This window comes from Streptomyces sp. B3I8, assembly GCF_030816915.1.
In the GTDB taxonomy this organism is placed as follows: Bacteria; Actinomycetota; Actinomycetes; order Streptomycetales; family Streptomycetaceae; genus Streptomyces.
In genome coordinates this window covers 170,484-195,287 of sequence record NZ_JAUSYN010000002.1, presented here as the reverse complement: position 1 = coordinate 195,287, position 24,804 = coordinate 170,484, and the positions used below count along the sequence as shown (strand labels likewise).

Here is a 24,804-nt window from a genome sequence, read left to right as displayed (position 1 = left end):
GGCCGCGGTGCCCGGTCCACGCACCTGCGTGGACCGGGCACCGCGACGGTGCTCAGGGACAAACCCGACGGACGGTCAGGGCCGTACGGGCGGGGGAACGGTCAGCCCCGCGTGATGTTCTGCGCCTGCGGTCCCTTCTGCCCCTGCCCGATGTCGAAGGTGACGTGCTCTCCCTCGACCAGCTCGCGGTACCCGCTGCCGTTGATCTCGGAGTAGTGCGCGAAGACGTCCGGGCCCCCGTCGTTCTGGGAGATGAAGCCGAAGCCCTTCTCGGAGTTGAACCACTTCACGGTACCGCTGGCCATACGCTTGGTCCTTCGTTGGTGTCCTGGGACTGACCCGACGTGGGCGCGTCCCGGCTTCTGCGACGGCAGGAGCCCTGAGCTTTTTTACCCTCCGGCGCCGCGTTTATCCGACCGGCGACACGCCCTCCTGCCCGGGGTGATCCCATTCGGCCCCGACCCGGCCGCTCTCAGCGCGGTGGCCGGGCCAGTCCCGACCGGTAGGCGATGGCCACCAGTTGGGCGCGGCTGCGGGCGTCCAGCTTGGTCTTGGCGCGCTGGACGTGGGTACGGACGGTCAGCGGACTGAGGAACAGCTGCTGGGCGATCTCGGAGTCGGACTTGCCGTCCGCGACCAACGCGGTCACCTCACGCTCCCGGGCCGTCAGGCCACCCGCGTCCCGTACCGCCCCGGCGTCGGCCTCGGGCGTGGCCAGGAAACGGGTGATCAGCGCGCGGGTGGCCGTCGGGGAGAGCAGCGCGTCGCCGGCGGCCACGGTGCGGATGCCGTCGAGGAGGGCCTCGGCGGAGACGTCCTTGCCGAGGAAGCCGCTCGCGCCCACCCGGAGCGCCCGGGCCACGTACTCGTCGGTCTGGAACGTGGTCAGGACCAGGATGCGGGTGGCGGCCAGATCCGGGTCGGCGCAGATCTCGGAGGCCGCGGCGAGACCGTCGGTGCCGGGCATGCGGATGTCCATCAGGACCACGTCGGGGCGGTGGGCGCGAGTCAGTTCGACCGCCCGGGCGCCGTCGGCGGCCTCGTCGACCACCTCCATGTCGGCACAGGAGTCGATCAGGATGCGGAAGGTGGCCCGCAGCAGGGTCTGGTCGTCGGCGAGCAGCACGCGGATGGTCATGGACGCTCTTCCAGGGGCTCGGGATACGGGTGTCAGGGGCCAGGGGCCAGGGGCCAGGGGTCAGGTGGGCAGCGGGAGTTCCGCGATGACGGCGAAGCCGCCTCCGGGGCGGTGCCCCGCCCGGAGGCTGCCGCCGGCCGTCCGGGCGCGCTCACGCATGCCGACGAGCCCGAATCCGCCGCTGGGCGCCGGCGGGTGGGGGAGGGCACCGCCGTCGTCGCTGACCGTGAGGGTCAGCCGGTCGTTCGAGTAGGCGAGGCGGATCTCCGCTGTGCCGGCGGTGGTGTGCTTGGTGACGTTGGTGAGGGCCTCCTGCACGATCCGGTAGGCGGTCAGGTCGACCCCCGGCGGCAGCGACCGCTCCTCCCCGTCGACCGCGACGCACACGTGGAGCCCGGCGGAGGCGAACGCGGTGGCCAGTTCCGGGAGCCGGGCGAGCCCGGGGGACGGCTCCAGGGGGTCGCCGGCGTCGTCGGGATCGTCGGACTGACGCAACAGGCCGACGGTGGCCTGAAGTTCGCGCAGGGCCGAGGAGGTGGTGGTGCCCAGCTCTGCCAGGATCCGCTCGGCCTCGTCGGGACGCGTGCGCAGGAGGTGCGCGGCCGTTCCCGCCTGGGCGTTGGCCAGGGCCATGTGGTGGGCGACGACGTCGTGCAGCTCGCGGGCGATACGGACCCGTTCCTCGGCGACCCGGCGGCGCGCCTCCTCCTCCCGGGTGCGCTCGGCGTGCTCGGCGCGGGTGCGCACCGCCTCCAGATACGCCCGCCGCGCCCGGACGGCCGAGCCCTGGACGACGGGCAGCGCGGTCCAGAAGGCGCTCAGGACCGCGGTCTGCGCCCCGGGCTGGTCGTTCGGGCCGGGGAGCAGCGTCGGCAGCACCACCAGGGCGTACGCCGCCGCCCAGTACGCGCGGGCGATCCGCTCGGGGTTCCGAACGGCCAGTTCGTACAGGGCGACGACGACCGGGAGCAGCAGCAGCGCGGAGACCTCGTCACTGTTGCCGCCCGCCACGCCGGTGCAGAGCGCGGCGATCACCACGACCCGCTCCGGCTGAGTGCGCCGCCACAGCAGGGCCCCGCACGCGGCCGTGCTCGCGAGGACCGGGACGATCCACTCGCCGTCACCGGAGCGGACACTCTGGGTGACGGTGATGAGGAGCAACAGCAGCAGGAACGCCGACTCGACGAGGAGGGGGCAGCGGTCGGCGAACCGCCGCCAACTGGTGAGCATGGATGTCTCCGATGGGTCAGGTGCGGCCATGGTGGGTCACCCGGCGGGCCGCGCGCCAGCCGCCCCGCGAGGGCGGAGCCGGACGGGGCAGGGCCGGGGCCGTCCGTGCCCGGCACGAGCGGCCCTGCCGGGGGTGCGCGGCCTCTCAGGCGTGTGGCGGGTGACGGCCCGTTCGGGCGCTCACGGCGGTGTTCCGCACGGCGTGCGGCGCGGTGTTCCGGCGTCCCGCGCGGCGTCCAGCGCAGGCGGGGGAGCGACGGGCCGGCGGTCGAGGGCCTCGCCCACCCCGACCGACGGCTCATCCGCCACCGCTTCGTCGTCCTTCACCGAGGTCGCCATGGAAGGGGTCTCCGTATCCGTCGCGCCAACCCCTCAAGGCTGCCGGGCGGAACCCCTCCCGTCGTCCTCGCCGCTACGGCAGTCCGGGTACTGAGGAACGAGTACCCGGCGGCCGCGGACACCCTCCTCAGGCATGACACGGCGGCCCGGCGGCGGTGTGCGACGCACCGCCGCCGGGCCGCCGGTCCGCTCAGGAGACCAGCCGGGCGTCCGCCCAGTCGGCGTGGTCGGAGTCGACACCGTCCCCGCCGTCCGTGACCCGCAGCGTCAACCGCCGCACCCCGCTGACGTCGACGTCGAGCGCACGGGCCGCGTCGGCGGAGGTGAGTACCGGCGTGGTGGCGAGGGTGCGGCCGTCGCCGAGCACCTCGAAGACGACGCTGCCCTTGCCGCTCACCTCGTCGTCCACGCCCACGGCAGCGGTGAACCGCCGGTAGGCGCCGTCCAGGTCGACCACGACCTCGCTCGAGGCGTGTACCCCGAGGCCCTTGTCGTGGACGGTGCCCCGGATGCTGAGCGGTCCGCCGTCGCCCGCGGCCGTCTCACCGTTGGACATGTCGCGCTCGACGGGACCCCAGCCGTTGCTCTCCGACACGAACGGCAGGTCACTGACATGGTCGACGCCCGGTGGGGAGACGTACGCGCGGACCGTGCGGGTCACCTTCAGGACCCCCGGCCGGGCAGGTGCCCGGTACGCCGCGGTGACCACCAGGTCCCGGCCGCCCTCCGCGGCGTCCGCCGGGACCCGCAGGGTCCAGTGCCCGGTCAGCTCCCCGCCCGTGTCCACGCGGGCGGCCCGGGTCGCCGTACCGTCCTCGACCGACCAGCCGTCCGGCGCGCGCAGGGTGAGGGCGACGTCCCGGGCGGGCCCGGACTCCTCCACCGCGAAGCGCGCCGTCACCTCGACGGAGGCGCCCGCCTCGACGTCCGCCTTCTGCGGCGACACGGTCAGCGCGGTCAGCGGCAGCCGGGACACCGGCCGGTCGCAGGTGCCACGGCCCGGGACGGCGCGGCACACCAGCGCGGCGAAGCCGCCGTGCTCGTGCGTGGGAACCCGCAGCGTGTCGTGCCGGGTGAGCACGTGCCGCTCGCGGACCAGCCCGTCGTCGCCGTCCCGGACCACCTCCACCAGCCACTTCCCGCCGCCGAGGAAGTCCAGCGGCACCTCCCGCTCCCCGGCGGACCCGGCACTGATGCTGCCGAGGAACCACCGAGCGCCCCGCCGCCGGGCGAACGCCGCGTCCTGCCCCGGCTCCCCGGAAAGCAGCCGCGACTCGTCCCAGACGGCCGGCACCTGCTCCAGGTACCGCTCCACTTCCGGCCGGTCCCGGTACGCCTCCACCGACCCCGCGAAGTTCTGCAACCCGGACTCGTACACCACCGACAGCGCCAGCTCGGCGGCGTCGGAGACGGTGCGGGTGCCGAACTGGAAGCCCATCGGGGTGTAGTCCATCGACCCCACGACATTGCGGGTGTACGGCAGAGTGGCCAGGTCGGCGGCGGGGACGTTGCCCTGCTCGGCGCCGTAGACCGCCTCCATCGTCATCACCTGCGGCCAGGTCCGCTGGATGCCCTTGGGCAGTGTGGCGCCGTGGAAGTCGACCAGCAGTTTCTCCCGGGCGGTGTCCCGCAGGATGTCGTCGTACCAGGCGAAGCGCTCCTGGGAGTCGGAGTCCATGAAGTCGATCTTCAGCCCGGCCGCGCCCCACTTCTTCACCCTCGGCAGGAACTCGGCGCGTTCGGCGGCCGTGTCCACGTCGGTGTAGTGCACCCACAGCAGGACGCCGACGCCCCGCGCCCGGGCGTAGTCGATGAGCCGGGGCATCCAGTCGGTGGTCTTCCAGCCGTCGTCCACCAGTGTGTACGGCCAGCCGTGGGCCGCGCTGTAGTCGACGAAGCGCTCCTGCGTGGCCAGGCTGCGCTGGGCGGCGCCGAAGCCGGCCAGCCAGGACCAGGCCACCTTGCCCGGCCGGATCCAGGAGGTGTCGGCGATGCGGGAGGGCGGGGCCAGGTCGTCCACCAGGGTGGACTCCGTGACGGTGGCCAGGTCCCCGATCACGGCGGTCCGCCAGGGCGTGGCGAGGGGCCCGGAAGAGGTGACCGAGGTGTCGGCCAGGGCGACGGTGTACTCCGCGCTGCCCCGCTGGTGGACGAGGTGGCTGCCGTCGTAGCGCCCGTCCACGTCGGACTCGGTGAGCAGCGTGTACGTGCCGCCGGTGCGGAACAGCGCGGGGTAGGCGTAGGAGCCGTCCGGGGCGTCCGCCGCGCCGGACGGAGCGAACGTGCGCTCGTAGTTGGGGGTGTACGACGACAGCCAGGCACGCGCGGCGGCGGGCGGCCTGAACGCGGACGCCTCGCGCACCACGGTGACCTCGCCCCGGGCGGGCAGTACGTACCGGTACGCGACACCGTCGTCGAAGGCCCGGACGAGGAGGTCGAGGCGGGCGTCCCCGGCACCTGTGAAGGAGAACCGGGTCTCGGTGGCCCGCACGGTACGGCGGAGCCGCTTGCCGGTGGTCATGGTGTAGTGCTCGCTCACCTGCCGAGTGCGGCGGGAGACGAGCCGCAACCCCGAGGTGAGGTCGGCGGCCCGGGTGACGAGGCCGACGGGAGCGGGTTCGAGTACGGTCGTGCCGCCCCTGCGGGCGGCGAGGGTCACCGTTCCGTCGGCGGGGTCGAGGCGGACGACGGCCGAGACACCGTCGTGCGCCTTCCCCGGCTGCTTCACGGTCCAGCCGCTCCCGCTCCCGCCGCCGCTGACCGCGCTGCCGGTGGTGGCCGCGTGGGCGGGTGGGGTGAGCGGGCCGAGGGCGAGCAGGAAGCCGAGCACCACAAGGGTCCAGGCGGGCAGGAAGGGATGACGCGAACCGGGCGATGCTCTGCGCACCGAGGGCCTCCGTCCAATGACTGACATCGTTGTCCTGTCTGGTTCCGCGAGTACCCTTCCCCTCTCCCACGCCCCGCCAACCACCCGCGCCCCCGTGGGCACTTGGCCCCGGAGGCGCGGACGAGAGGTGAACGGGGGGCAGCTCAGTGATCGCTGCCGGTCTGCCACAGCACGTCGGAGCCGTGCTGCACGACCACGTTGCCGTTCTCCAGCAGCAGCAGGACGGAGCCCTCGTGCCCTTGGGTGTTGCTGGCCCACATGGCCTTGTGGCCGGGTGCGTAGACCACCAGGTTCCCGTCCTCCTGGAACTGCGCGGTGTAGTTCTCGCCGAAGGTCTGGCTGGCCCAACGGGCGTGCCCCTGCTCGTCGTACACGACGAGGTTGCCGTCCGGTTGCATGATCAGCTTGCGGGTCGCGTTCTCCAGGAACTGGCCGACTTCCAGCGTGTGCGGGGCGTTGACGGAGACGTTGCGGGGGGCGTCGGCGGCCGGGGCGCTCGCGGGCCGGTCGGTGTCCGGGGACGCGTCGGTGTCCGGGGACGCCTTCCCGGCGGGCCGGCCGGCCGCCGGGTTCTTGGACACGCCGCCCGCCTGGTGCGACTTCCGGCCGGCGGCGGCGGACGGCTTCCGGTGACCGGGGGAGTCGTCCTGCGAGGCCCGGTAGGCGAGCGTGCCGGCCACCGCGGCGACCACCACGACCGCCGCGACGGCACCGGCGACGAGGAGCCGGCTCCTGCTCCGGCGCGGCGGTACGGGAGCACCCGCGCCGACGACCGGTGCGGGGCCGAAGCCGGGGGGTACCGGGGTGCCCGCACCGGGACCGGACGCGGCCTCGAACCGGGTGGCCACGACGGTGGGCGCGGCGGGGACACCCGCGGCGAGCTCCTGGCGCACGCCCGCGGCGACCGTCGCGTTCTCCACCGGCGTCGCCGCCCCGTTCACGGCCAGCGCCTTCTGATAGGCGGGATGCTGCACGAGATCGATGCCCGACGCGCACCAGTCGATGATCTGCTGCGGCGTGGGCCGCTGCTCCGGGTCGCGGTGCATGCACGCCGCGATCAGCTCGGCGATGCCCGGGTCCACCCCGCTCAGATCGACGTCCTGGTGCACCGCCCGGTACGACACCGTCGCCAGCGAGCCCTCGCCGTAGGGCGGGCGGCCCGTCATGGCGAACACGAGGGTGGCGCCGAGGGCGAAGACGTCGGAGGCGGAACCGGTGTCACCGTTGGTGATGCTCTCCGGCGCCATGTAGCCGGGAGTGCCCAGCCAGCTGCCCACCTGCGTGAGTTCGGAGGCGCCGATGGTCCGGGCGATACCGAAGTCGATCAACTGGGGCCCGGTGGCGGACAGGATGACGTTGTGCGGCTTGAGATCGCGGTGCCACACCCCGTGCTCCTGGAGGTCGGCCAGCCCCTCGGCCAGGGCCGCCAGCACGGCCCGGCCCAGATCCGGCGGGAACGGCCCTCCGTCCACGATCGCCGCGTGCAGCGTCGGCCCGGGCACGTACTCCGTGGCCAGCCAGAACGGGGGCGTCTCCAGCTCGGCGTCGATCAGGGCGGCGGTGAATGCGCTGCGCACGGTGGCCAGCGTCTCCACCTCGCGGCGGAACCGGCTCATCACCTGCTCGTCGTGCTGCAGATGCTCGTTGATGACCTTCACCGCGGCGGGGCGTCCCCCCGGGGAGCGTGCCAGGTACACCCGCCCCATGCCGCCCTGACCGAGCCGACGTATCACGCGGTAGCGGCCTATCTGCTCCGGATCCGTCTCCTGGGGTGGATGCACCGACTTCGCCTTCCCTCTGGGCAATGTCCCGAAGCCGGCGGGGCACTTGTGGCGTCGGCTCGGCTACGCGTGAACAACGTTCTCCATCCGGTCGGCCGTGCGTACCGACTGCGGCTTCGGGCAACTCGCGGGCCCCACGGCCCATCATGATGGAGGCAGCGTCATGATAGGCCACGAGCGGTGGCCCGGATGACATACCAAGGGGTCGGTGCCTGCTGTGTCGCCCGGACTCAACAGAGCGGCATCTCAGGGGCGTTGAGGGGATCGGCCCGGGGTGCGCGTGCCACCGCCCGAGGCGGACACGGTCCGGCACACATGTCCCACGGACGGTCACCCGGCCGCGGGCCGCGGGCCGCGACCGTTGCCGACGTATGCGTCACAACTGCCCGCCCGGCTCCGGGACGCGGCGGCGGAAGCGGCCCGCCGGGGTGTGTGACGGGCGCTCTCCCGTTGTGTGAGCAACGGATGACAACGCGGCCGACGGGCCGTCGCGCCTGGTGAGCTTCCTGCCATGCGAATCCGGACGAACAACATCCGCCGCGACGAGGCCGACGCCCGCCGGACCGAGGCCAACGCCCGCCTCGCCACCGCCCTTCCCGCCCTTCCCGCGCGCGGCGCCGCCGTTCCACCCTGTCGGCCGCCGCGCTGCTGGCCGCCGTCGGCACCCTCGGCGCACTGGCCGGCTGCGGCGACGACGAGGCGACGGGGACGAAGACGACGGGGGCGGCCTCGTCGTCGTCCGCCCCCGCCGGTGAATCGGGGAGCGGAACGGACACGAAGGTCCTGTGGGTGGGCGACTCCATCGCGGGCGTCGAGGCCCCGCCACTCGGCGCCGCGCTGAAGGCCAGTGGCGCCTCCTTCAAGAACGACTCCTCCGACGGCGGCGGCACCGTCGTCGAGGGTGACCGGATGAGCACGGCGCTCGCCCGGTCGACCTGGAAGCAACTGCGCAAGGACCTCGCCTCGTTCCGTCCCGACGTGCTCGCCTACCAGATCACCACCTACGACTGGGGCACCCCCGCACAGCAGCGCGCCTCCTACGAGAAGCTCGCCAGGGCGGCCGGCGACGCCGGGGCGGAGCTCGTGCTCGTGTCCGCGCCGCCGTACAAGATCGACGACTTCTACGCCAGGCACACCGACGCCATCAAGAGCGCGCCCGAAGCCGCCGAGGCGGTCGCGAAGGCGCACGCGCAGAAGGTGCACTTCCTCGACGCGTCGAAGCTGTGGGGCACCGACGGCACCGCCGCCAGGGCCCAGCGCTCCTCCGACGGCATCCACTCGTGCCAGCAGGGCTCGGCCGGCTTCGCCAAGTGGTTCACCGAACGGCTCGGCGCCCTCTACGACTTCACGCCCGCCGCGCCCGAGCGGTGGGCCGAGGACGGATGGGCGGGGGACCGGCGCTACGCCGAGCTCGGCTGCGGTTGAGCCGGGTCCCCGCCCCGGCCGCCACCCCTGGCCCCGGCCTTGGCGGCCCCGGCCCCGCCCGGCTCCAATCCCTGATGGGCCCGCCCCTGTCCCCTCCGTTCTCCCGACGCCTCCGACGAAGGAACCCGATGGCTCACCAGCGTCTGGCCGCCGCCCCTGACAGTCCCGCCGCCCCTGACAGTCCCGCCGCCCCTGACAGTCCCGTCGGCCCTGACAGTCCGGAGGGCCCCGACCGACCCGCTCGTCTCCCGGGTCCCGGCGGCGGCACCCCTGCCTCCACCCCCGTCCGTCGTGCGCATCTGGCTCCCCTCGACGGTCTGCGGGGGCTGGCCGTCGCGGCCGTCCTGCTCTTCCACGCCGGACGGCTGCGCGGCGGATTCCTCGGTGTCGACCTGTTCTTCGTCCTGTCCGGCTTCCTCATCACCGGGCTCCTGCTGGACGAGATCGGACGGCACGGCCGGATCCGGCCGGTCGCCTTCTGGGGGCGCCGGGCACGCCGTCTGCTGCCCGCGCTGCTCGTCATGGGTGTCGCCGGGCTGCTGCTGGCCCACGCCTTCGGCACACCCACCCAGCTCGCGTTCGCCCTCGACGACGCGCCCTGGGCAGCGGCCCAGGCGGTGAACTGGCACTTCATCGCCGAGCAGGTCGGCTACTGGAACGCCGCCGACACCCGGCTCTACTCCCACCTGTGGAGCATCGCCGTGGAGTGGCAGTTCTATGTCGTCTGGCCGCTGCTGGTCGCGCTCGCCGGGCGGGGCCGGGCCGGTCAGCGGCGGGTGGCGGGACTGGCAGTCGCGGGTGCCGTCGTCTCCCTGGTCCTGATGCTCCACCTCGGGCAGACCGTGGACACCACACGCGCCTACGAGGGCACCGACACCCGGGCGTTCGCGCTGCTGTTGGGCGCCGCGGCCGCCACCGCGCCGGTGTCCTCGCTGACCGGACGCCTCCCGCGGGCGGTGTCGGACACGCTGTCCGCGCTGCTGCTGTGCGGGCTGGTGGTCTCCTGGGCGCTGACCGACGGGCAGCACGCCCCCGGGCTGTTCCGGGGCGGGATGTTCCTGCACTCGCTGGGCGCGGCGGTGCTCGTCGCGCTGCTGGCCGCCGCACCGCGCGGCCGGACCGGACGACTGGTGGGCGGCACCGCGCCGGTCCGGCTGGGGGAACTCTCCTACAGTCTGTACCTGTGGCACTGGCCGGTGTATCTGCTGCTGCCCGCGAGTGTGCTCGGCTTCGGAGGATGGCTCCGTACCGCCGTGCTGATCGGCCTGTCGCTGACGGCGGCCGCCCTGTCGAAGCACCTGGTGGAGGATCCGGTACGGTTCCGGGCCCGTTGGGCCACCGGGCGCCGGGGCGTGGCGGCGCTCGCCGTGGCGGCCGTCGTCGCGACCGGCGTATGGGCGGTGATCCCGCGCCCGCACCCCGGAGCGGGGACGGTCGACGTGGACCGTCTGAACCGGCTGATGGCACCGTAGGCGCGCACGACGCACGACGCACGACGCACGACGCACGACGCTCGGGGACGGGACGGCGCCGGGACAGGCAGGGCAAGGGAGGGAGGCGGGGCGATGCGGAGCGCTCGGGCACACCAAGGTGAGCGTGCACACCGAGGAAAGCGTGCACACCGAGGAGAGCACGCGCGGGTGCGGTGCTGCCCGCGGCTCCGGTACCGCCCGTGGGCGTGGGCCCGGAGGTACCGGCCGGGCCGTCGCGGACGCGTCGGCGTCGGGCTGCTGCTGGCGGTGGCCGTGCTCACCGGGTGCGGCGTCCAGGACACCGGCCCGCTCGCGGCGGGCGCCCCCGCCCGGGGGCGGCGGACCACGGACGGCGAGGGGCTGCTCCGGGTGTACTTCCTCACCGCGAACGGCAGTTGGCCCGTGGCCCGCCCGGCGCCGGACGGGGCGACCGGGCCGCAGCCCGCGCTGGACGCACTGCTGGACGGTCCCACACGCGCGGAGCGCGGACGCGGGCTGCGTACCGCCGTGCCCACGGGCACGCACGTGGTGCGTGCGCGGGCCTCGACGGGGGCCGTGGACCTGTACCTGCCGTGGGTGGTGGCGGAGCTGGACCGTGCGGCGGTGGACCAGTTGGTGTGCACGGCCGCCGCCGCGCCGGGCATCCCGGGCGGCCGGGACCCGGCGGACGTGACCGTACGTGTCCACGAGTCGGGCATCGCCGGGAACGCGTGGTCCGTCCGGTGCGACGAGAACGGCGCGGCCGCCCCCGTGGACGGCGCGGCCGCCCCCGTCGAGACGGCGGGCGGAGCGCGTTGACCACCAGCGGCGGCGGCACACGGCCGTTCCCGGGAGGGCGGCGCACACGACGAGTGGCGAGGCGAACGGAGAGGCGCGGCCCATGACACGAGTCCTGCTCATCGAGGACGACCCCGCGGTCCGGCGCGGGGTCACCCTGGGCCTGCGGCGCCGGGGCCACGAGACCGAGGCGGTCGCCACCGGCGAGGACGGTCTGGAGGCGCTGGCCGCCGACCCGCCGGACCTCGTCCTGCTGGACCTGATGCTGCCCGGCATGAGCGGTCTGGAGGTGTGCCGGCGCATCCGGGAGACCAGCCAGGTGCCCCTCGTCATCCTCTCCGCCCGCGGCGACGACATCGACGTGGTCGTGGGCCTGGAGGCGGGCGCCGACGACTACATCGTCAAGCCCTCCAGCGCCGAGGTGATCGAGGCCCGGATGCGCGCGGTGCTGCGCCGTCTCGCGCCCTCCCAACCCGGCCCCCCGGCGGGCGGCGAGCCCACCACGTACGCGGACCTGGAGATCGACCGTGTCGCCCTGCGGGTGTGCAGGCGCGGCACGGAGGTGACCCTCGCGCCCTCGGAACTCAAGCTGCTGCTGTTCCTGTCGGCGTGGCCGGAGCGGACCTTCAGCCGCCAGCAACTGCTGGAGAAGGTGTGGGAGCACAGTTACTACGGCGACGCGCGGCTCGTGGACGCGTGTGTGATGCGGGTGCGGGCCAAGACCGAGGACGACCCCCGCCACCCCCGTTACATCCAGACCGTGCGCGGCTTCGGCTACCGGTTCGGCCCGCTGTGAGGCGGCGCAGCGCCGAAAACCGGCGGCCGGCCGAGGAGCGGCGGCCGGCCGAGCCCCGTCGGCCCGCGAGGAGGCGTCGGCTCCTGGCGGGCGGCCTGCGCACCCGGCTCGTCGTCACCTTCGTCCTGGTCTCCGCGCTCAGCGCGCTGACCACCGCCGCGCTCACCTTCCACCAGGCGCGCACCGCGATCCTCGAACGCGCCCAGGACAACGCGGTACGCGACCTGCGCGCCCAGGCCGCCTCCCTCGCCCCCGATCTGCCCGCCCGGCCCGCCGAGGCGGACCTGCGCGGCCTGGCCCTGCAACTCGACCGCGCCGGCGGCGCACGCGACTGGCGCGTCGCCGCCGCCTACCGCGACGGCACCCTCGTCACCCCCCGGCGTCCCGGCCCCGACCTCCCCGCCGGTCTCGCGCACCGCGCCGCCCGCGCCACCACGGCCCTGGTGCAGCGCTACCACCGGGACGGCCGGCCCCGGCTCGCCGTCGCCGTGCCCGTCGTCCCGGCCGACCACCCGGACCGGCCCTCCGGACTCGTCGTCTACGCCACCTTCTCCCTCACCGCCCAGGAACAGGACGTCGCCTCCCTCGTCCGGGCGGCCCGCGCCGGGGCCCTGCCCGTCGTGCTCGCCGCACTGATCCCCGCGCTGCTGGCCGCACGCCGGGTGCTGCGTCCGGTACGGCGGCTGCGGTCCGCCGCCGAGTCCATGGCCACCGGTGACCTCGACACCCGCATCGAGGTCACCGGGCGCGACGAACTCGCCGACCTCGGCGGCGCGTTCAACATCATGGCCGCCACCCTCCAGGAGGACGCGGCCACTTTGCGGGCCATGGAGGCCAGGGCGCGCCGGTTCGCCGCCGACGTCTCCCACGAACTGCGCACCCCGCTCGCCGCGATGACCGCGGTCACGGGCCTCCTCGACGACGACGCGGCATCGGGCCACCTCGGTGCCGAGACCTCCGAGGCCATCACCCTCGTCGCCGACGAGACCCGCAAACTCGCGCACCTGGTGGAGGACCTGATGGAGATCTCACGGTTCGACGCCGGCGCCGCCCGGCTCGACCCCGACGAGATCGACGTCGGCGAACTCCTGCACAAGACACTGGCGTTGCGCCACTGGCAGGACCGGGTCGCGGTGGACGTGCCCGACGGTCTGCGCGCTCGCCTGGACCCGCGCCGCATCGACGTCGTCCTGGCCAACCTCACCGGCAACGCCCTGCGCCACGGCGGCCCGCGGACACGGGTGCGGCTTCGGGCCCGCGCGGAGGCCGGCCGGCTCGTCCTCACCGTGCACGACAGCGGCCCCGGCATCCCCGACGATCTGCTCCCGCACGTCTTCGACCGCTTCACCAAGGGCGACACCGCCCGCACCCGCAGCGAGGGCAGCGGCCTGGGCCTGGCCATCGCCGCCGAGAACGCCCGGCTGCACGGCGGCACCCTCACCGCCGCCAACTCCCCTGACGGAGGAGCGGTGTTCACCCTCACCCTGCCGCGTGACCCCGCGTGAGACGGCACCGCGCGCAGCCGCTCCTCCTGCTTCTCCTTCTGCTGCGGCCGACCGGGTGCGGCATCGGCGACACCGTCAGCCGGATCCGCGCACCCTGGCCGACGCGTCGACGGCATCGGCGTCCGGAGCGGGAGCGAGGGCGGCGGCGGTGAGGGTGAGGTGGCGGTCGAGGACGGCCGCGGCCGTGTCGGCGTCCCGGGCCAGAGCCGTCTCCTCCAGCCGGGCGTGCTCGCGGACGTGGTCACGGCCGGGTGAGTGTGGACCGGCCCAACGGCGCATCAGTTCGCTCGCCGTCCACAGCCGGTCGAAGGTGTCCATCAGTACCGGGTTGCCGCAGCCGTCCAGCAGGGTGCGATGGAACAGCCGGTGCGCCTCGGCCCACTCGGCGCTGTAGAACCCGCCCTCCCCGGCCGCCGTCACCGGCGTACGGGACAGCCGGTGATGGGCGGCGCGCACCCGCGCCTCCCAGTCGACGTCCCCGCGCGCGACGGCCATGCGCAGCAGCACCGGCTCGACGGTTCGACGGGCCTCGGCGATCTCCTGCCAGCGCCGGTCGGAGAAGGGCGGCACCGCGAAGCCCCGGTTCGGCAGCCGGTCGGCCAGTCCGTCCCCGACCACCCGGACCAGCGCCTCGCGCACCACCGCCAGGCTGACCTCGTACGTTCCCGCCAGTTCCTGCGGTTTGAGGGCCTGCCCGGGCAGGAAGTCGCCGCGCAGAATCCCGTCGCGCAGCCGGCCGTACACCTGCTCCGAAAGCATCCGCTTCGCCGTGGGGGCCGGGGGGCCGGCCGGTGCTCCAGTCATGAGGCAAGCATAGACGATGGCTTGGATAATCGATTATTGCTGCTATCGTCGATGGTGTGGCCGCAGCGGACCCGCCGGCCACGCCAGGGCGCGGCGCCGTGCCGCGCTCTGCGACGACCCGTGAGACGAACCGTGGAAGGAACCACCCCATGACCGGCAACGACCCCTTCGCCCGCCTCCCCGAGGCGGCGGCCTTCACCGTCACCAGCACCACCGTCGCCGACGGTGCCGCGTGGCCGATCGAGCAGTATTCCGGCCTCTTCGGCGTCCCCGGCGGCAAGGACGTCTCCCCGCAGCTCTCCTGGAGCGGCGCGCCCGAGGGCACCCGGAGCTACGCGGTGACGGTCTACGACCCCGACGCCCCGACCGGGTCCGGCTTCTGGCACTGGGCGGTCGCCGACATCCCGGCCTCCGTCACCGCACTGCCGGAAGGGGCGGGCGACGACACGGGCTCGGGCCTGCCCGAGGGCGCCTTCCAACTGCCCGGCGACTCCGGGGCCGCCCGCTACATCGGCGCCGCCCCGCCGGCCGGCCACGGCCCGCACCGCTACTTCGTCGTGGTCCACGCACTGGACGTGGAGTCCGTCGGCGTCCCGGCCGACGCCACCCCGGCCGTCCTCGGCTTCACCATGGCCGGCCACATCCTCGGCCGCGCGGTCCTGATCGCCACGGCCGAGACGCCCGCCTGACCTCGACGGCGGACGGCGGACGGCGGAGGGCCGTGTGGAGGGCCGTGCGGACGGGTGGCGGGGCGGCACCGAAATCCCGTGGAGCCCGTCCGCGCGGCATGGAAGGCTCCTCGGTGACCGCCGACGGAGGGAAGGCCGGGAACGTGTACGTACCGTCATCCGCACGAGCTCTCGACGACGACGAGCGTGAGTTCGTGGAGCCGGCACGCCGCACCACGAGTGCGCATACCGACGCCGGCCCCCGTCATGCGTGTCATCGTGCCCACGCCCGCCGGGCTCAGGTCCGTGCTCGCCGCCGGCCCGGCGATGGCCCCCGGAAGGCATGAACGACCTCGACCCCTCGCTCAGCCGGGACACCGAGACGGCCGGTTCCCCGGCCATCCGGTTCCATCCTCGCTACCTCGAAGGCGTCCGCTCCGGCGCCAAGACGAGGACCACCCGCTTCCGGGACCCGGCCCGACTCGGCCCGGCACGACTGGTGTTCGAGAGCGACCCCGAGGTCGTACTGCCGGCGGAGGTGACCGACATCAGGCACTGCTCGGTCAGCGACCTCACCGACCAGGACGCCCGGGCCGAGGGGCTGACGGCCGCGGGCGAACTCCGGGAAGTCCTGAAGATCCACTACCCGGATCTGGCGGGAACCGACGAGGTCGATGTCGTCACCTTCCGGATCAACGACTAGACAGGCGGCCGATCGACCACACAGGCACCGGCGACGACCGCGCGGACACCTTCGGACGGCCGTGGGCTGCCGCGGACGGCCATGGGCGGCGCACCGGGCGGGACACGCGGGCACCTCGCCCCGCGTCCCTCCGATGCGCCGCCCATGGCCGTTGCCGTGACCAAGCCCGGTGTCGGGCCTGCCGTCAGGCCTGCTCCACCACCGGCAGCTGCGCGGCGGCCGTGCCCGGTACGGGGTCCTGCGGACCGCCGGAGACCGCGGCCACCACGGCGTCCGCCTCGGCGTTCGGCTCCGGCAGGACCAGGCCGAGCACGGTGTAGACGAGGAGCGAGGTCACCAGCGGGGTGACGATGATCGTGGTCTGTGAGGCCCCGTCCAGGCCGTACTTGACGAAGAAGTAGCCACCGAGCCCGAGCCCCCAGGACGCGAGGGCCGCCCGCGGTCCGCAGCGCCGGAAAGCGGGCAGCAGTCCGAGCAGCATCGGGATGGAGATCGGACCCATGACGGCCGCGACCATGCCCACGATGATGCCGAGGACACCGCCGAAGTGGTCCGCCTCGATGGCCACGACCATGGAGCCGGCGATGAAGACGACCGTGAACACCCGGCCCGCCAGCAGACCACGCTCGCTGCTCGCGTCACGGAAGCTCGGGAAGAGGGCGGGCAGGATGTCCCGGGTGACCACGGCGGAGACGGCGTTGGCGTCGGAGGAGGCCATGGCCATGGTGTGCGAGAACATGCCGGCCAGGGTCAGACCCACCAGGCCCATCGGGAGGTAGGACTGCGCCATCAGCGCGTAGGTCTGCTGCGGGTCGGCGACGTGCGGCATCAGCACCGGCGCGGCCACCGCGGGCAGCAGCAGGATCGCCGGCCAGACCAGGTAGAGCGCGGCCGACAGGCCGGCCGAACGACGCGCGGACCGGGGGGAGTCGGTGGCCATGTACCGCTGGGCCAGGTTCCACATGCCGCCGTTGTACTCGAAGAGCTTCACGACGACGTACGCGGTGAGGAAGCCTGCCGTGTAGGGGCCGACGAGCGGGTCGGTGTGCCCGGCGGGCAGCCGGTCCCACAGGGTGCCCAGGCCCGAGATGCCGCCGAGCCGGTCGAGGACCACCCACATCATGGACAGCGCGGCCACACCCTGGATGATGAACTGGCCGAACTCGGTGAGGGCGTCCGCCCACAGTCCGCCGACCGTGCAGTACAGCAGGGTGATGACGCCGGTCAGCAGGATGCCGTTGGTCATGGACATACCGGTGAAGACCTTCAGCAGCACCGCCACCGAGGCCCACTTGGCGGCCACGTCGAACACCTTGAGCGCGGCACCGCTCCAGGCCAGCGCCTGCTGGGTGGGAACGTTGTAGCGGCGCTTGAGGTATTCCAGCGGCGAGGCCACCTTGAAGCGCTTCTGCAGCCGGTTCCACCGGGGGGCGAAGAGGAAGGCACCGACGCCGGTGCCGAGGGCGAGCGGCAGGAACGCCCAGACGTAGACGGTGATGCCGTAGTTGTAGGCGACCGCGGCGTAGGCCACGAACACGGCGGCGCTGTAACCGGACATGTGGTGCGAGATGCCGGTGAGCCACCAGGGCATCTTTCCGCCGCCGGTGAAGTAGTCGGAGACGTTGTGCACGCGCCGGTGCGACCACACACCGATGAGGAGCATCACCACGAAGTAGGCGCCGAGGGTGGTCCAGTCCAGCCAATGCATAAGAGGACCTTCTTGTCGTGAGGGAGCGGGGAGTCGGGAAGGGTGCGAAGTGCCGGAGGGGGGTGGGTCGTCGGGGGCGGCTGCCGCCCGGTGTCACCAGCGCGGTGACTTCTTCTCGTAGGTCGGGTCGAGCCGGCGCATGTACCCGGTGTCGTCCCGGTTGCGCAGCCCGCAGCGCAGGTACTGCTCGTGCAGCCCGGCCAGTGCGTCACGGTCCAGTTCCACCCCGAGGCCCGGGGTGCGGGGCACGGCGACGGAGCCGTCACGGAAGCCGAGCGCGCCGGGCGCGATCACGTCCTCCGCGGGGTCCTTCCACGGCCAGTGGGTGTCACAGGCGTAGGTGAGGTTCTCGGTGGTGGCGGCCAGGTGCGTCATGGCCGCGAGACTGATCCCGAGGTGGGAGTTGGAGTGCATGGACAGCCCCATGCCGAAGGTGTCGCAGATCCCGGCGAGCAGCTTGGAGCGGTGGAGGCCGCCCCAATAGTGGTGATCGGAGAGGACGACCCGCACGGCGTCGGAGCGCACCGCGGAGGGCAGTTCGTCGAAGGCGACCACGCACATGTTGGTGGCCAGCGGCATGGAGGCCTCGCGGGCCACCCGCGCCATGCCCTCCTGACCGGGCGTCGGGTCCTCCAGGTACTCCAGGACACCGTCCAGGTCGCGTGCCACCTTCAGCGAGGTCTCCACCGTCCAGGCGGCGTTGGGGTCCAGGCGCAGCGGCAGCCCGGGGAACGCCTCGCGCAGGGCGAGGACCGCCGCCACCTCCTGCTCGGGCGGGAACACGCCGCCCTTGAGCTTGATCGCTGTGAAGCCGTACTCCGTCACCATGCGCCGGGCCTGCGCGACGATGCCCTCCGGGTCCAGCGCGGCGCCCCAGTCGTCGGGCTCCTGCCCGGGGTGGCCGGCCCACTTGTAGAACAGGTAGGCGCTGAAGGGCACCCGGTCGCGGACGGCGCCGCCGAGCAGGTCGCTGACGGGGCGGCCGGTGGCGTGCCCCCGGATGTCCAGGCAGGCCACCTCGAACGGGGAGAACACCCGGTCCACCGTGCTGCTGGTGGTGATCATTCCGGTCAGGCCGTGGCCGTCGCTGCCGCTGTCCCCGCCGAGCACCTCGGCCACGCGCCGGCGCATCGGGCCGAGGTCGTGCACGTCCATGCCGACGAGCGCGTCGGCGGCCGTACGCAGCCGGCGCAGGTGCCCCTCGTCGGCGTAGGTCTCGCCCAGCCCGGTGAGCCCCTGGTCGGTGTGCATCTCGATGACCGCGCGCAGCGCGTAGGGCTCGTGGACGCCGACGGCGTTGAGCAGGGCCGGGTCCTTGAACGCCACGGGGGTGATGTCGACGCGGGTGATCCGCAGTGCCTCGCTCATCGGATGTCCTCCCCGCGCTCGATGATCCGCTCCAGTTCCGCGAGGTCCCCGGGTGTCGGGTCGACCAGCGGCGGCCGTACCCCGCCGACGTCCGGTCCGCGCAGTCGGACGGCCGCCTTGACCAGGGACACCGAGTAGCCGGGCACGCGCTCGCGCAGGGCGATGAGCGGGTGGTAGAAGCCGGCCAGCAGCCGCTGGACCTTGTCGTCGTCCCTGTCCGTGACCGCCCGGTGGAAGGCGAGGGCGATCTCGGGGGCGAAGCAGAACACCGCCGACGAGTACAGGTCCACGCCGATGCCCCGGTAGGCGAGCTGGGTGCCCTCGGCGGTCGGCATGCCGTTGAAGAACTGGAAGCCGGGGCCGCCGGTGGCCGGGTCCGCCCGGACCGCCGTCACGATCCGCGACAGCAGGTCGAGGTCGCCGGTGCCGTCCTTGAGACCGACGACCCGAGGCATGCGGGCCACCTCCAGGGCGGAGGGCACGTCGAGACGGGCGTTGGCCCGCTGGTAGACGATCACCTGCAGCGACGTGGCCGCCACGACCTCGCGGACGTACCCGACCAACCCGGCCGGCGGCCCCGCCACCAGGTACGGGGGCATCAGCAGCAGACCGTCGGCGCCGGCCTCCGCCGCAGCCCGCGCGTACTGCCGGGCCAACGGGAGGGAGCCGCCGGCACCGGCGAACACGGGCACCCGGCCGTCCACCATCCGCACCGCGGCGCGCACCACCTCGGCGTACTCCTCCACGCCGAGGGCGTGGAACTCGCCGGTGCCGCAGGCGACGAAGACCCCGCCCGGGCCGTACTCGATCCCCGTCTTGAGGTGATCCGAAAGTTTCGAAATATCGACCGAACCGTCCACCCCGAACGGGGTGACAGGGAAGAACAGGATGCCCTGGAGCACGAAGACCTCATCCACTGGCTGACCACATACATGAACATGCATCACGGTGACGAATGACTCGGGGAATGTAAGGTCGCCGGATCGCCAGGGTCAAGGCGTGTGCGCGGCTCCGTTTTCACCATGGGGACGCGATGTGGAAACGGGATGCCGGACAAGGAGGTGTCCACGGGGCCCGGGGGAGGGGGCGCGGGCGCGACGGGAAAGGTTTCGAACCGCCGCCGCGTCACTGCCGGGCGCGCACGACGCGGCGGCCCGGCACGGGTGCTCCGTGCCGGGCCGCCGGGTGCGCTCGGTATGCGGTTGTGCGACAGTCCGCTCGTGTTGTCGCGCGGTCACCTGGTCATGCGGTCACCTGGTCACGCGCTCAGTGCCAGGTACTTCTCCTCGAGGAACTCCAGGATGCCCGCGCAGCCGCCCTCCCGCCCCGGGCCGCTCTGCCTCACGCCGCCGAACGGCCCGGCCGGGAAGGCCCCGGCCTTCCCGCCGACGCGGCGCCCGAGCCGCCTGCCGCCACCGGCACGCCTGCCGACGCCGTACCGTTCGACTCGTCCGTCCGGCTCGGGGGGCGCCGTGCCGGGGGCCGGGCCGGTGGTCTCAGGCACTGAAGCCACCGTCGACCGGCAGTACGGCCCCGCTGATGTGGCTCGCCCGGTCGCTGAGCAGGAAGGCCGCGGTCGCGCCGACCTCACTGCCCGTGCCCGCCTTGCGCAGCGGGGTGGCGGCGATCCGCGCCTCCACCCCGCCGGGGATCGCCAGGCGCGTCTGCGCGAGCATCGGCGTCTCGGTCGGCCCGGGGGCGATCACGTTGACCCGGATGCCGAGCGGCCCGAAGTCGTGGGCGGCGGTCCGGGTCAGCCCGATGACCGCGTGCTTGGTCGCCTGGTAGGCCCCCATCCCGGAACTGCCGCGCAGCCCCCCGATGCTGCTCGTGTTCACGATCGAGCCGAACCCCTGCCGCTCCATGACCCGCACCTCCTCGCGGAGGCAGAGCCAGGTGCCCTTCACGTTCACGGACATGATCCGGTCGAACTCCTCCTCCGGGACCTGGTCGAGTCGCCCGCCCTGGGTGACGGCCGCGTTGTTGTACGACCCGTCGAGCCGGCCGTACCGGTCCACGGTGGCGTCGACGAACGCGGCCACGCTCGCCGGGTCGGAGATGTCGCCCGTCGTGTACGCCACGTCGTGCCCCCGCTCCGTGAGCTCCTTGGTGAGCGCGGCGAGCGGTTCCGCGCCGCGGGCGACGAGCATGAGGGCGGCGCCGTCCGCGGCGAGCACGCGCGCGGCGTCGGCCCCGATGCCCAGGCTCGCGCCGACCACCAGGACGACCTTGCCGGCGAGCGGTGGCCGGGTACTCATTTCCTCGGGCATGTCCTGTGTGTCCTTCCTGTGCTGCTCGTACGGCGGTGTGCGGGGGCCAGGTGCTCATCGGGTCCCGGCGCCTCGCAGGGCGAGCACCTTCCGGGCCTCGTCCGGGGTGGCGATCGGTTTGCCGAGGTCCTCGACGGCGGCGCGGATCTTCTCGACCTGCTGCGCGTTGGTCTCGGCGAGCCGCCCCCTGCCCAGCCACAGGCTGTCCTCCAGCCCGACCCGCACATGGCCGCCGAGCCAGGCGCTGTGCGTGCCGAACCGCAACTGGTCGCGGCCGGCGGCGAAGGCGGAGAAGGAGTAGTCGTCGCCGAAGAGCTTGTCCGCGATGTGCACCATGTGCTGCAGGTTGGCATGGTCGGCCCCGATGCCGCCGAGGACACCGAACACGCCCTGGATCAGCAGCGGGGGCTCGGCCAGGCCCGCCTCGACGAAGTGGGCGAGGGAGTACAGGTGCCCGATGTCGTAGCACTCGTACTCGAACCGGGTGCCGAACTCGCCCAGCGTGCGCAGGGTGTGCTCGATGGAGGCGAAGGTGTTGACGAACGGCGCGGAGTAGGTGTCGAGGACGTAGGGCTTCTCCCAGTCGTGCCGCCAGGAGGTCACCTTGTCGGCGATCCCCGCGTACACGAAGTTCATCGAGCCCATGTTCAGTGACGCCAGCTCGGGCCGGAGGCGCAGCGGGGCGGCCAGCCGTTCCTCCATCGTCATGGCCGAGGAACCGCCGGTGGTGATGTTGATGACGGCGTCGGTCCGCGCGGTGACGGTCTGGACGATCTCCTCGAACACCTCGGGGTCGGCGGTGGGGCGGCCGTCCGGCAGGCGGGCGTGCAGATGCACGATCGCCGATCCGGCCTCGACCGCGGCCAGCGCGGACTCGGCCACCTCGGCCGCGGAGAGCGGAAGGTGAGGGCTCTGCGACGGCACGTGCACGGAGCCCGTCACCGCGGTGGTGATGATGACCTTCTCGGCCTTCCGCATCTGTTCCTCCTGTTCGTATGATGCACGGGATGTGCGGAGTGTGAAGGGAATGAGGGTGAGGGCGGTGGTGGTGACCTCCGTGGCATCAGGCTTTCTCCGCTTCCCGGAACGCCGTGACCAGTCCGCGCGCGGCCCCGGCCAGCATCGAGGTGTCGTTGCTGAGCAGCACGAAGTCACAGCCCTCGCGCACCGCCCGCGCGGCGCGTTCCGGCATGCCCCCGAACGCGAGCCCGAGCCGCTTGCCCGCGGCGTGCGCCGCCTCGGTCGCCGAGTCGATCATCGCGAGCACCTCGGGGGAGCCCGGCGTCGTACCCAGGGACATGGAGAGGTCGGCGGCGCCCACGAACACCGCGTCCACGCAGTCCAGGGCGAGGATCTCCGGCGCCGCCCCGATCGCCTCGGCGCTCTCCAACTGCGGGACGCAGAGCACGTCGTCGTTCCCGACGGCCCGGTACTCGGCGTCCGGACGCAGCCCCCAGGCCCCGGCCCTGCTGGTCCCGCCGGCCCCGCGCACCCCGTGCGGCGGGAACCGGCAGGCGCGCCCGACGGCCTCCGCCTGCCCGACCGTGTCGACATGCGGGACGAGGATGCCCATGGCGCCCGCGTCGAGGATCTTCTGGATGGTGGAGGGGGTGGAGTCCGGCACCCGCACCCACGGCACCATGCCCAGCGCGGCGGCCGAGTTGATCAGCCGGTAGGCGGTCTGCAGGTCGAGCGGTGCGTGCTCCAGGTCGATGACGACGAAGTCGAATCCGGCGTACGCCATGATCTCCACGGGCTCGCCCGAGGCGATCTTCAGCCAGGTGCCGACCGGGGTGTGCGTGCGGTCCGCCGAGAACAGCCCGGCGCCCGTGCGTCGTGGCGCGCTCACGGCGTCGGGTAGTGGTCGGCGTTGAGCACCCACCCCGGCTTGGCGGAGAAGTCGGCTCGCGGTGGGCTGAAGATGTCGATGAGCTGGTTCACTCCCGGATCCGCGGCCGCGGAGGTGTGCACGGTGGGCGGCGGGATCACCGCCAGGGACGGGCTGCCCAGCGTCACGTGCTCGTCCTCGCGCCAGCCGGTGCTGTCGTTGAGCCAGGGAGTACGGATGTGGTGGGTGTACGTGCCGCGCATCGCCAGGGAGAGCTGCTCGAAGTCGTCGTGCGTGTGCGGGGAGAGCCGGCGCGGGTCGCGCGGGCCGTCCTGCAGAGGCAGGAAGTTCACCATGAACGCGCGGGTGCGGAAGATCCGGCCGAACCGGCCGGGCTCGTCCGGCACCTCCGAGAGCGGGTAGAACCTGACCGCCCGCTCACCGGCGGGCTCCGGCCACCGGTGCAGCGGTGCGACCCGCGGGTGGTCCTCGGCGTAGGCGTCGGCGTTCACGGCCCGCTCCCGCCACGCCTGCTCGCCGGCCTCGACGAGGCGTACCAGCGGGCCGTCGCCGTGCACGGTGATCCGGGAGGCGCCGGGCGGGACCACCACCAGTCCGGGCCCGTCGACGCGCGTCTCGCCCTCGTCGGTGCGGACGGAGAAGGCGGGGGAGTCGTCGGTGACCACCACGGCGAGTTCGCCGTCGAGGGCGCCGTTGTCGAGGTCGTCGCCGGCCCGCGCGTCGGTGTGCACGAGCACGACGTTCTGGGCGCGGACGACCGCCGTGCGCCCCTCGGCGGTGGCGACGTCGGGTGCGGCGAGGGTGCGGAGGTCGAAGTACTGGGCGGCGGCGATGGCGTCGCCGGCGTCCGGTCGGGGTGCGCTCGCGGTCGCGGTCGCGAGCGAGGAGCGCGGGTCGTCCTTGGCGTACACGGTGGTGACGTCCCTTCGGTGCGGGGCGGGGTGGTGCGGGGGTGGTGCGGTGGTGCGGCGCGGGCCGGGGAGGGCCGGTCGGCCGTCCCGGGAGGCCGGTCAGTCGTCCAGGCCGAGGAGGTAGGACGGGTTGTCGCGGACCATGCGGCGCAGGTCCTTCTCCGGCAGGCCGAGGTCGAGCAGCGCGCCGGCCACCCGCAGCCAGGCGTCGACCGGCTTGGGGTTGGCGGCCTGGCCGAGGTCGGAGGCGAGCACGGTGTGCTCGGGGCCGATGGTCTCGATCCAGTTCATGAGCTGCCGCGGGTCCCACCGCTCGGGCCCCTCGGGGTCGTACATGGCGCACTCGTGCTCGATGTACGCGCCGAGGCCCACGAGCTCGCGGCACAGCTCGGGATCGGCGCCGATGACGAAGTCGGGGTGGCTCACGGCCATGCGCGTGATCCCGCGCTCCTTGGCGGCCTGGAACAGCGTGCGGATGTACTCGGGGTACATGTGCCCGCCGTTGACGACGGCCTCCTGCTCCTTGATCTCGTCGAGGATCTGGCCCACCTCGGGCTTCAGCTCGCCGCGCTCGTCGACGATGTCGATGCGCTCCAGCGTCAGCGGCACGGTGGTGGTCGGGAAGGACCCGTCCTCGGGGTGGCACTCCAGGTGCCGGCCGGAGGAGATGGTGGGGAACCAGACGATCTTGCCGCCCATGCGCAGGCACATGCGCACGGCGTGCACGTTGAGCCCGCCGACCGTGCTGTTGAGGGCGATGCCCCCGTACGCGGTGGCGGCCACCTCGGCGAAGCGGTCCTTCATCGCCAGGATGTCCATCTGGGTGTTGTGGTGGTGGGACTTGGCGACCATGGCGCGCAGTCCGATCCGGGCGCCGTCACGCGCGGCCTCGACATGGTCGAAGCGGCGGGGGAACGGGCTGGGGCCGGAGTGGACGTGCATGTCGACCAGGCCGTCGAGGACAGAGACGAGAGCGGGGCTCGGCTTCATGGCGCTCCGATTCATCGACTTCATCGATGCGATGACGTTCGCATTATGAAGTATGCGTTCAGCATGAGACCCGATGTCAACCCCGTCCGGAGTCTTGTGCTGGCCGAAAGACGCGCTTACGGTGGCGACTGTTCGCTTTGTGAACAAGCAGTTCGAAGTAAACCGTAGGTGGCGACACGTGAG

Annotated in this window: 23 protein-coding genes; 7 read left to right on the top strand and 16 right to left on the bottom strand. The window is 73.2% G+C overall.

Annotation, left to right across the window (positions count from 1 at the left end; all coding sequences use genetic code 11):
* Positions 1-101 precede the first annotated feature (101 nt).
* From QFZ64_RS03070 to QFZ64_RS03045, 6 genes are all read right to left on the bottom strand, one after another.
* Complete coding sequence (locus QFZ64_RS03070; RefSeq protein WP_307062042.1) at positions 102-305, bottom strand: cold-shock protein; 204 nt, start codon at positions 303-305, stop codon at positions 102-104.
* A 167-nt stretch (positions 306-472) separates the two neighbouring features.
* Positions 473-1,138 carry a response regulator transcription factor gene (locus tag QFZ64_RS03065; protein WP_307062040.1) on the bottom strand — a complete coding sequence of 222 codons (666 nt, stop codon included), beginning with the start codon at positions 1,136-1,138 and terminating at the stop codon, positions 473-475.
* A 60-nt stretch (positions 1,139-1,198) separates the two neighbouring features.
* Positions 1,199-2,368: a sensor histidine kinase gene (locus QFZ64_RS03060; protein WP_307062038.1), complete on the bottom strand. Its 1,170-nt coding sequence runs from the start codon at positions 2,366-2,368 to the stop codon at positions 1,199-1,201.
* Positions 2,369-2,548: 180 nt separating this feature from the next.
* Positions 2,549-2,707, bottom strand: coding sequence for a hypothetical protein (locus QFZ64_RS03055; protein WP_307062035.1), 159 nt, complete (start codon positions 2,705-2,707; stop codon positions 2,549-2,551).
* A 190-nt stretch (positions 2,708-2,897) separates the two neighbouring features.
* Positions 2,898-5,621 (bottom strand): glycoside hydrolase family 97 catalytic domain-containing protein, encoded by a 2,724-nt coding sequence (locus QFZ64_RS03050; protein WP_373430538.1) that lies wholly within the window; start codon positions 5,619-5,621, stop codon positions 2,898-2,900.
* Positions 5,622-5,737: 116 nt separating this feature from the next.
* Positions 5,738-7,375 (bottom strand): protein kinase, encoded by a 1,638-nt coding sequence (locus tag QFZ64_RS03045; protein WP_307062031.1) that lies wholly within the window; start codon positions 7,373-7,375, stop codon positions 5,738-5,740.
* 789 nt (positions 7,376-8,164) lie between these two features.
* Here QFZ64_RS03045 and QFZ64_RS03040 point away from each other — a divergent pair.
* The 5 genes from QFZ64_RS03040 (at position 8,165) to QFZ64_RS03020 (ending at position 13,350) form a co-directional block, all read left to right on the top strand.
* The gene (locus QFZ64_RS03040; RefSeq protein WP_307062029.1) at positions 8,165-8,800 is read left to right on the top strand and encodes an SGNH/GDSL hydrolase family protein; all 636 of its coding nucleotides are present in this window, start codon (positions 8,165-8,167) and stop codon (positions 8,798-8,800) included.
* A gap of 128 nt (positions 8,801-8,928) precedes the next feature.
* The gene (locus tag QFZ64_RS03035) at positions 8,929-10,272 is read left to right on the top strand and encodes an acyltransferase (RefSeq protein WP_307062027.1); all 1,344 of its coding nucleotides are present in this window, start codon (positions 8,929-8,931) and stop codon (positions 10,270-10,272) included.
* Between the two features lie 267 nt (positions 10,273-10,539).
* Positions 10,540-11,070, top strand: coding sequence for a GerMN domain-containing protein (locus QFZ64_RS03030; protein WP_307062025.1), 531 nt, complete (start codon positions 10,540-10,542; stop codon positions 11,068-11,070).
* An 82-nt stretch (positions 11,071-11,152) separates the two neighbouring features.
* Positions 11,153-11,845, top strand: a complete 693-nt coding sequence (locus tag QFZ64_RS03025; RefSeq protein WP_307062023.1) for a response regulator transcription factor — start codon at positions 11,153-11,155, stop codon at positions 11,843-11,845.
* The gene (locus QFZ64_RS03020) at positions 11,842-13,350 is read left to right on the top strand and encodes a sensor histidine kinase (protein ID WP_373430537.1); all 1,509 of its coding nucleotides are present in this window, start codon (positions 11,842-11,844) and stop codon (positions 13,348-13,350) included. The genes QFZ64_RS03025 and QFZ64_RS03020 overlap by 4 nt, the downstream gene beginning before the upstream one ends.
* Before the next feature lie 75 nt (positions 13,351-13,425).
* Here QFZ64_RS03020 and QFZ64_RS03015 read toward each other — a convergent pair whose 3' ends face one another.
* Positions 13,426-14,154 (bottom strand): GntR family transcriptional regulator, encoded by a 729-nt coding sequence (locus QFZ64_RS03015; protein WP_373430536.1) that lies wholly within the window; start codon positions 14,152-14,154, stop codon positions 13,426-13,428.
* Between the two features lie 149 nt (positions 14,155-14,303).
* On the opposite strand from QFZ64_RS03015, the gene QFZ64_RS03010 reads away from it, so the two are divergent.
* Positions 14,304-14,843: a YbhB/YbcL family Raf kinase inhibitor-like protein gene (locus tag QFZ64_RS03010; protein ID WP_307062021.1), complete on the top strand. Its 540-nt coding sequence runs from the start codon at positions 14,304-14,306 to the stop codon at positions 14,841-14,843.
* A gap of 322 nt (positions 14,844-15,165) precedes the next feature.
* Positions 15,166-15,525: an ASCH domain-containing protein gene (locus QFZ64_RS03005; RefSeq protein ID WP_307062020.1), complete on the top strand. Its 360-nt coding sequence runs from the start codon at positions 15,166-15,168 to the stop codon at positions 15,523-15,525.
* Between the two features lie 184 nt (positions 15,526-15,709).
* Here the strand turns inward: QFZ64_RS03005 and QFZ64_RS03000 are convergent, their stop codons facing one another.
* The 9 genes from QFZ64_RS03000 to QFZ64_RS02960 form a co-directional block, all read right to left on the bottom strand.
* Complete coding sequence (locus QFZ64_RS03000; RefSeq protein ID WP_307062018.1) at positions 15,710-17,233, bottom strand: sodium:solute symporter family protein; 1,524 nt, start codon at positions 17,231-17,233, stop codon at positions 15,710-15,712.
* 93 nt (positions 17,234-17,326) lie between these two features.
* On the bottom strand, positions 17,327-18,601 hold the full coding sequence (locus QFZ64_RS02995) for a glucarate dehydratase family protein (RefSeq protein ID WP_307062015.1): 1,275 nt from the start codon (positions 18,599-18,601) through the stop codon (positions 17,327-17,329).
* The gene (locus QFZ64_RS02990) at positions 18,598-19,545 is read right to left on the bottom strand and encodes a 5-dehydro-4-deoxyglucarate dehydratase (protein WP_307062013.1); all 948 of its coding nucleotides are present in this window, start codon (positions 19,543-19,545) and stop codon (positions 18,598-18,600) included. The genes QFZ64_RS02995 and QFZ64_RS02990 overlap by 4 nt, the downstream gene beginning before the upstream one ends.
* 314 nt (positions 19,546-19,859) lie before the next feature.
* A complete protein-coding gene (locus tag QFZ64_RS02985) occupies positions 19,860-20,105 on the bottom strand; it encodes a hypothetical protein (RefSeq protein WP_307062011.1) in 246 nt (81 codons plus the stop codon).
* On the bottom strand, positions 20,098-20,871 hold the full coding sequence (locus tag QFZ64_RS02980; protein ID WP_307062009.1) for an SDR family NAD(P)-dependent oxidoreductase: 774 nt from the start codon (positions 20,869-20,871) through the stop codon (positions 20,098-20,100). The genes QFZ64_RS02985 and QFZ64_RS02980 overlap by 8 nt, the downstream gene beginning before the upstream one ends.
* 54 nt (positions 20,872-20,925) lie before the next feature.
* Complete coding sequence (locus QFZ64_RS02975; RefSeq protein WP_307062008.1) at positions 20,926-21,849, bottom strand: 3-keto-5-aminohexanoate cleavage protein; 924 nt, start codon at positions 21,847-21,849, stop codon at positions 20,926-20,928.
* Between the two features lie 85 nt (positions 21,850-21,934).
* Positions 21,935-22,720, bottom strand: coding sequence for an HpcH/HpaI aldolase/citrate lyase family protein (locus QFZ64_RS02970; RefSeq protein ID WP_307062005.1), 786 nt, complete (start codon positions 22,718-22,720; stop codon positions 21,935-21,937).
* On the bottom strand, positions 22,717-23,631 hold the full coding sequence (locus tag QFZ64_RS02965) for a hypothetical protein (protein WP_307062004.1): 915 nt from the start codon (positions 23,629-23,631) through the stop codon (positions 22,717-22,719). Before QFZ64_RS02965 ends, QFZ64_RS02970 begins: the two co-directional genes overlap by 4 nt.
* A 99-nt stretch (positions 23,632-23,730) precedes the next feature.
* On the bottom strand, positions 23,731-24,621 hold the full coding sequence (locus tag QFZ64_RS02960) for a DUF6282 family protein (protein WP_307062002.1): 891 nt from the start codon (positions 24,619-24,621) through the stop codon (positions 23,731-23,733).
* Between the last annotated feature and the right edge of the window lie 183 nt (positions 24,622-24,804).

What these genes read in the sequence shown, in the direction of transcription:
- QFZ64_RS03060 (WP_307062038.1), bottom strand. Translation starts at nt 2,368, where the DNA reads ATGCTCACCAGTTGGCGGCGGTTCGCCGACCGCTGCCCCCTCCTCGTC.
- QFZ64_RS03000 (WP_307062018.1), bottom strand. Translation starts at nt 17,233, where the DNA reads ATGCATTGGCTGGACTGGACCACCCTCGGCGCCTACTTCGTGGTGATG.
- QFZ64_RS03015 (WP_373430536.1), bottom strand. Translation starts at nt 14,154, where the DNA reads ATGACTGGAGCACCGGCCGGCCCCCCGGCCCCCACGGCGAAGCGGATG.
- QFZ64_RS03010 (WP_307062021.1), top strand. Translation starts at nt 14,304, where the DNA reads ATGACCGGCAACGACCCCTTCGCCCGCCTCCCCGAGGCGGCGGCCTTC.
- QFZ64_RS02975 (WP_307062008.1), bottom strand. Translation starts at nt 21,849, where the DNA reads ATGCGGAAGGCCGAGAAGGTCATCATCACCACCGCGGTGACGGGCTCC.
- QFZ64_RS03070 (WP_307062042.1), bottom strand. Translation starts at nt 305, where the DNA reads ATGGCCAGCGGTACCGTGAAGTGGTTCAACTCCGAGAAGGGCTTCGGC.
- QFZ64_RS02990 (WP_307062013.1), bottom strand. Translation starts at nt 19,545, where the DNA reads ATGCATGTTCATGTATGTGGTCAGCCAGTGGATGAGGTCTTCGTGCTC.
- QFZ64_RS02980 (WP_307062009.1), bottom strand. Translation starts at nt 20,871, where the DNA reads ATGCCCGAGGAAATGAGTACCCGGCCACCGCTCGCCGGCAAGGTCGTC.
- QFZ64_RS03065 (WP_307062040.1), bottom strand. Translation starts at nt 1,138, where the DNA reads ATGACCATCCGCGTGCTGCTCGCCGACGACCAGACCCTGCTGCGGGCC.
- QFZ64_RS03005 (WP_307062020.1), top strand. Translation starts at nt 15,166, where the DNA reads ATGAACGACCTCGACCCCTCGCTCAGCCGGGACACCGAGACGGCCGGT.
- QFZ64_RS03035 (WP_307062027.1), top strand. Translation starts at nt 8,929, where the DNA reads ATGGCTCACCAGCGTCTGGCCGCCGCCCCTGACAGTCCCGCCGCCCCT.
- QFZ64_RS03055 (WP_307062035.1), bottom strand. Translation starts at nt 2,707, where the DNA reads ATGGCGACCTCGGTGAAGGACGACGAAGCGGTGGCGGATGAGCCGTCG.
- QFZ64_RS02960 (WP_307062002.1), bottom strand. Translation starts at nt 24,621, where the DNA reads ATGAAGCCGAGCCCCGCTCTCGTCTCTGTCCTCGACGGCCTGGTCGAC.
- QFZ64_RS03025 (WP_307062023.1), top strand. Translation starts at nt 11,153, where the DNA reads ATGACACGAGTCCTGCTCATCGAGGACGACCCCGCGGTCCGGCGCGGG.
- QFZ64_RS02995 (WP_307062015.1), bottom strand. Translation starts at nt 18,601, where the DNA reads ATGAGCGAGGCACTGCGGATCACCCGCGTCGACATCACCCCCGTGGCG.
- QFZ64_RS03050 (WP_373430538.1), bottom strand. Translation starts at nt 5,621, where the DNA reads ATGTCAGTCATTGGACGGAGGCCCTCGGTGCGCAGAGCATCGCCCGGT.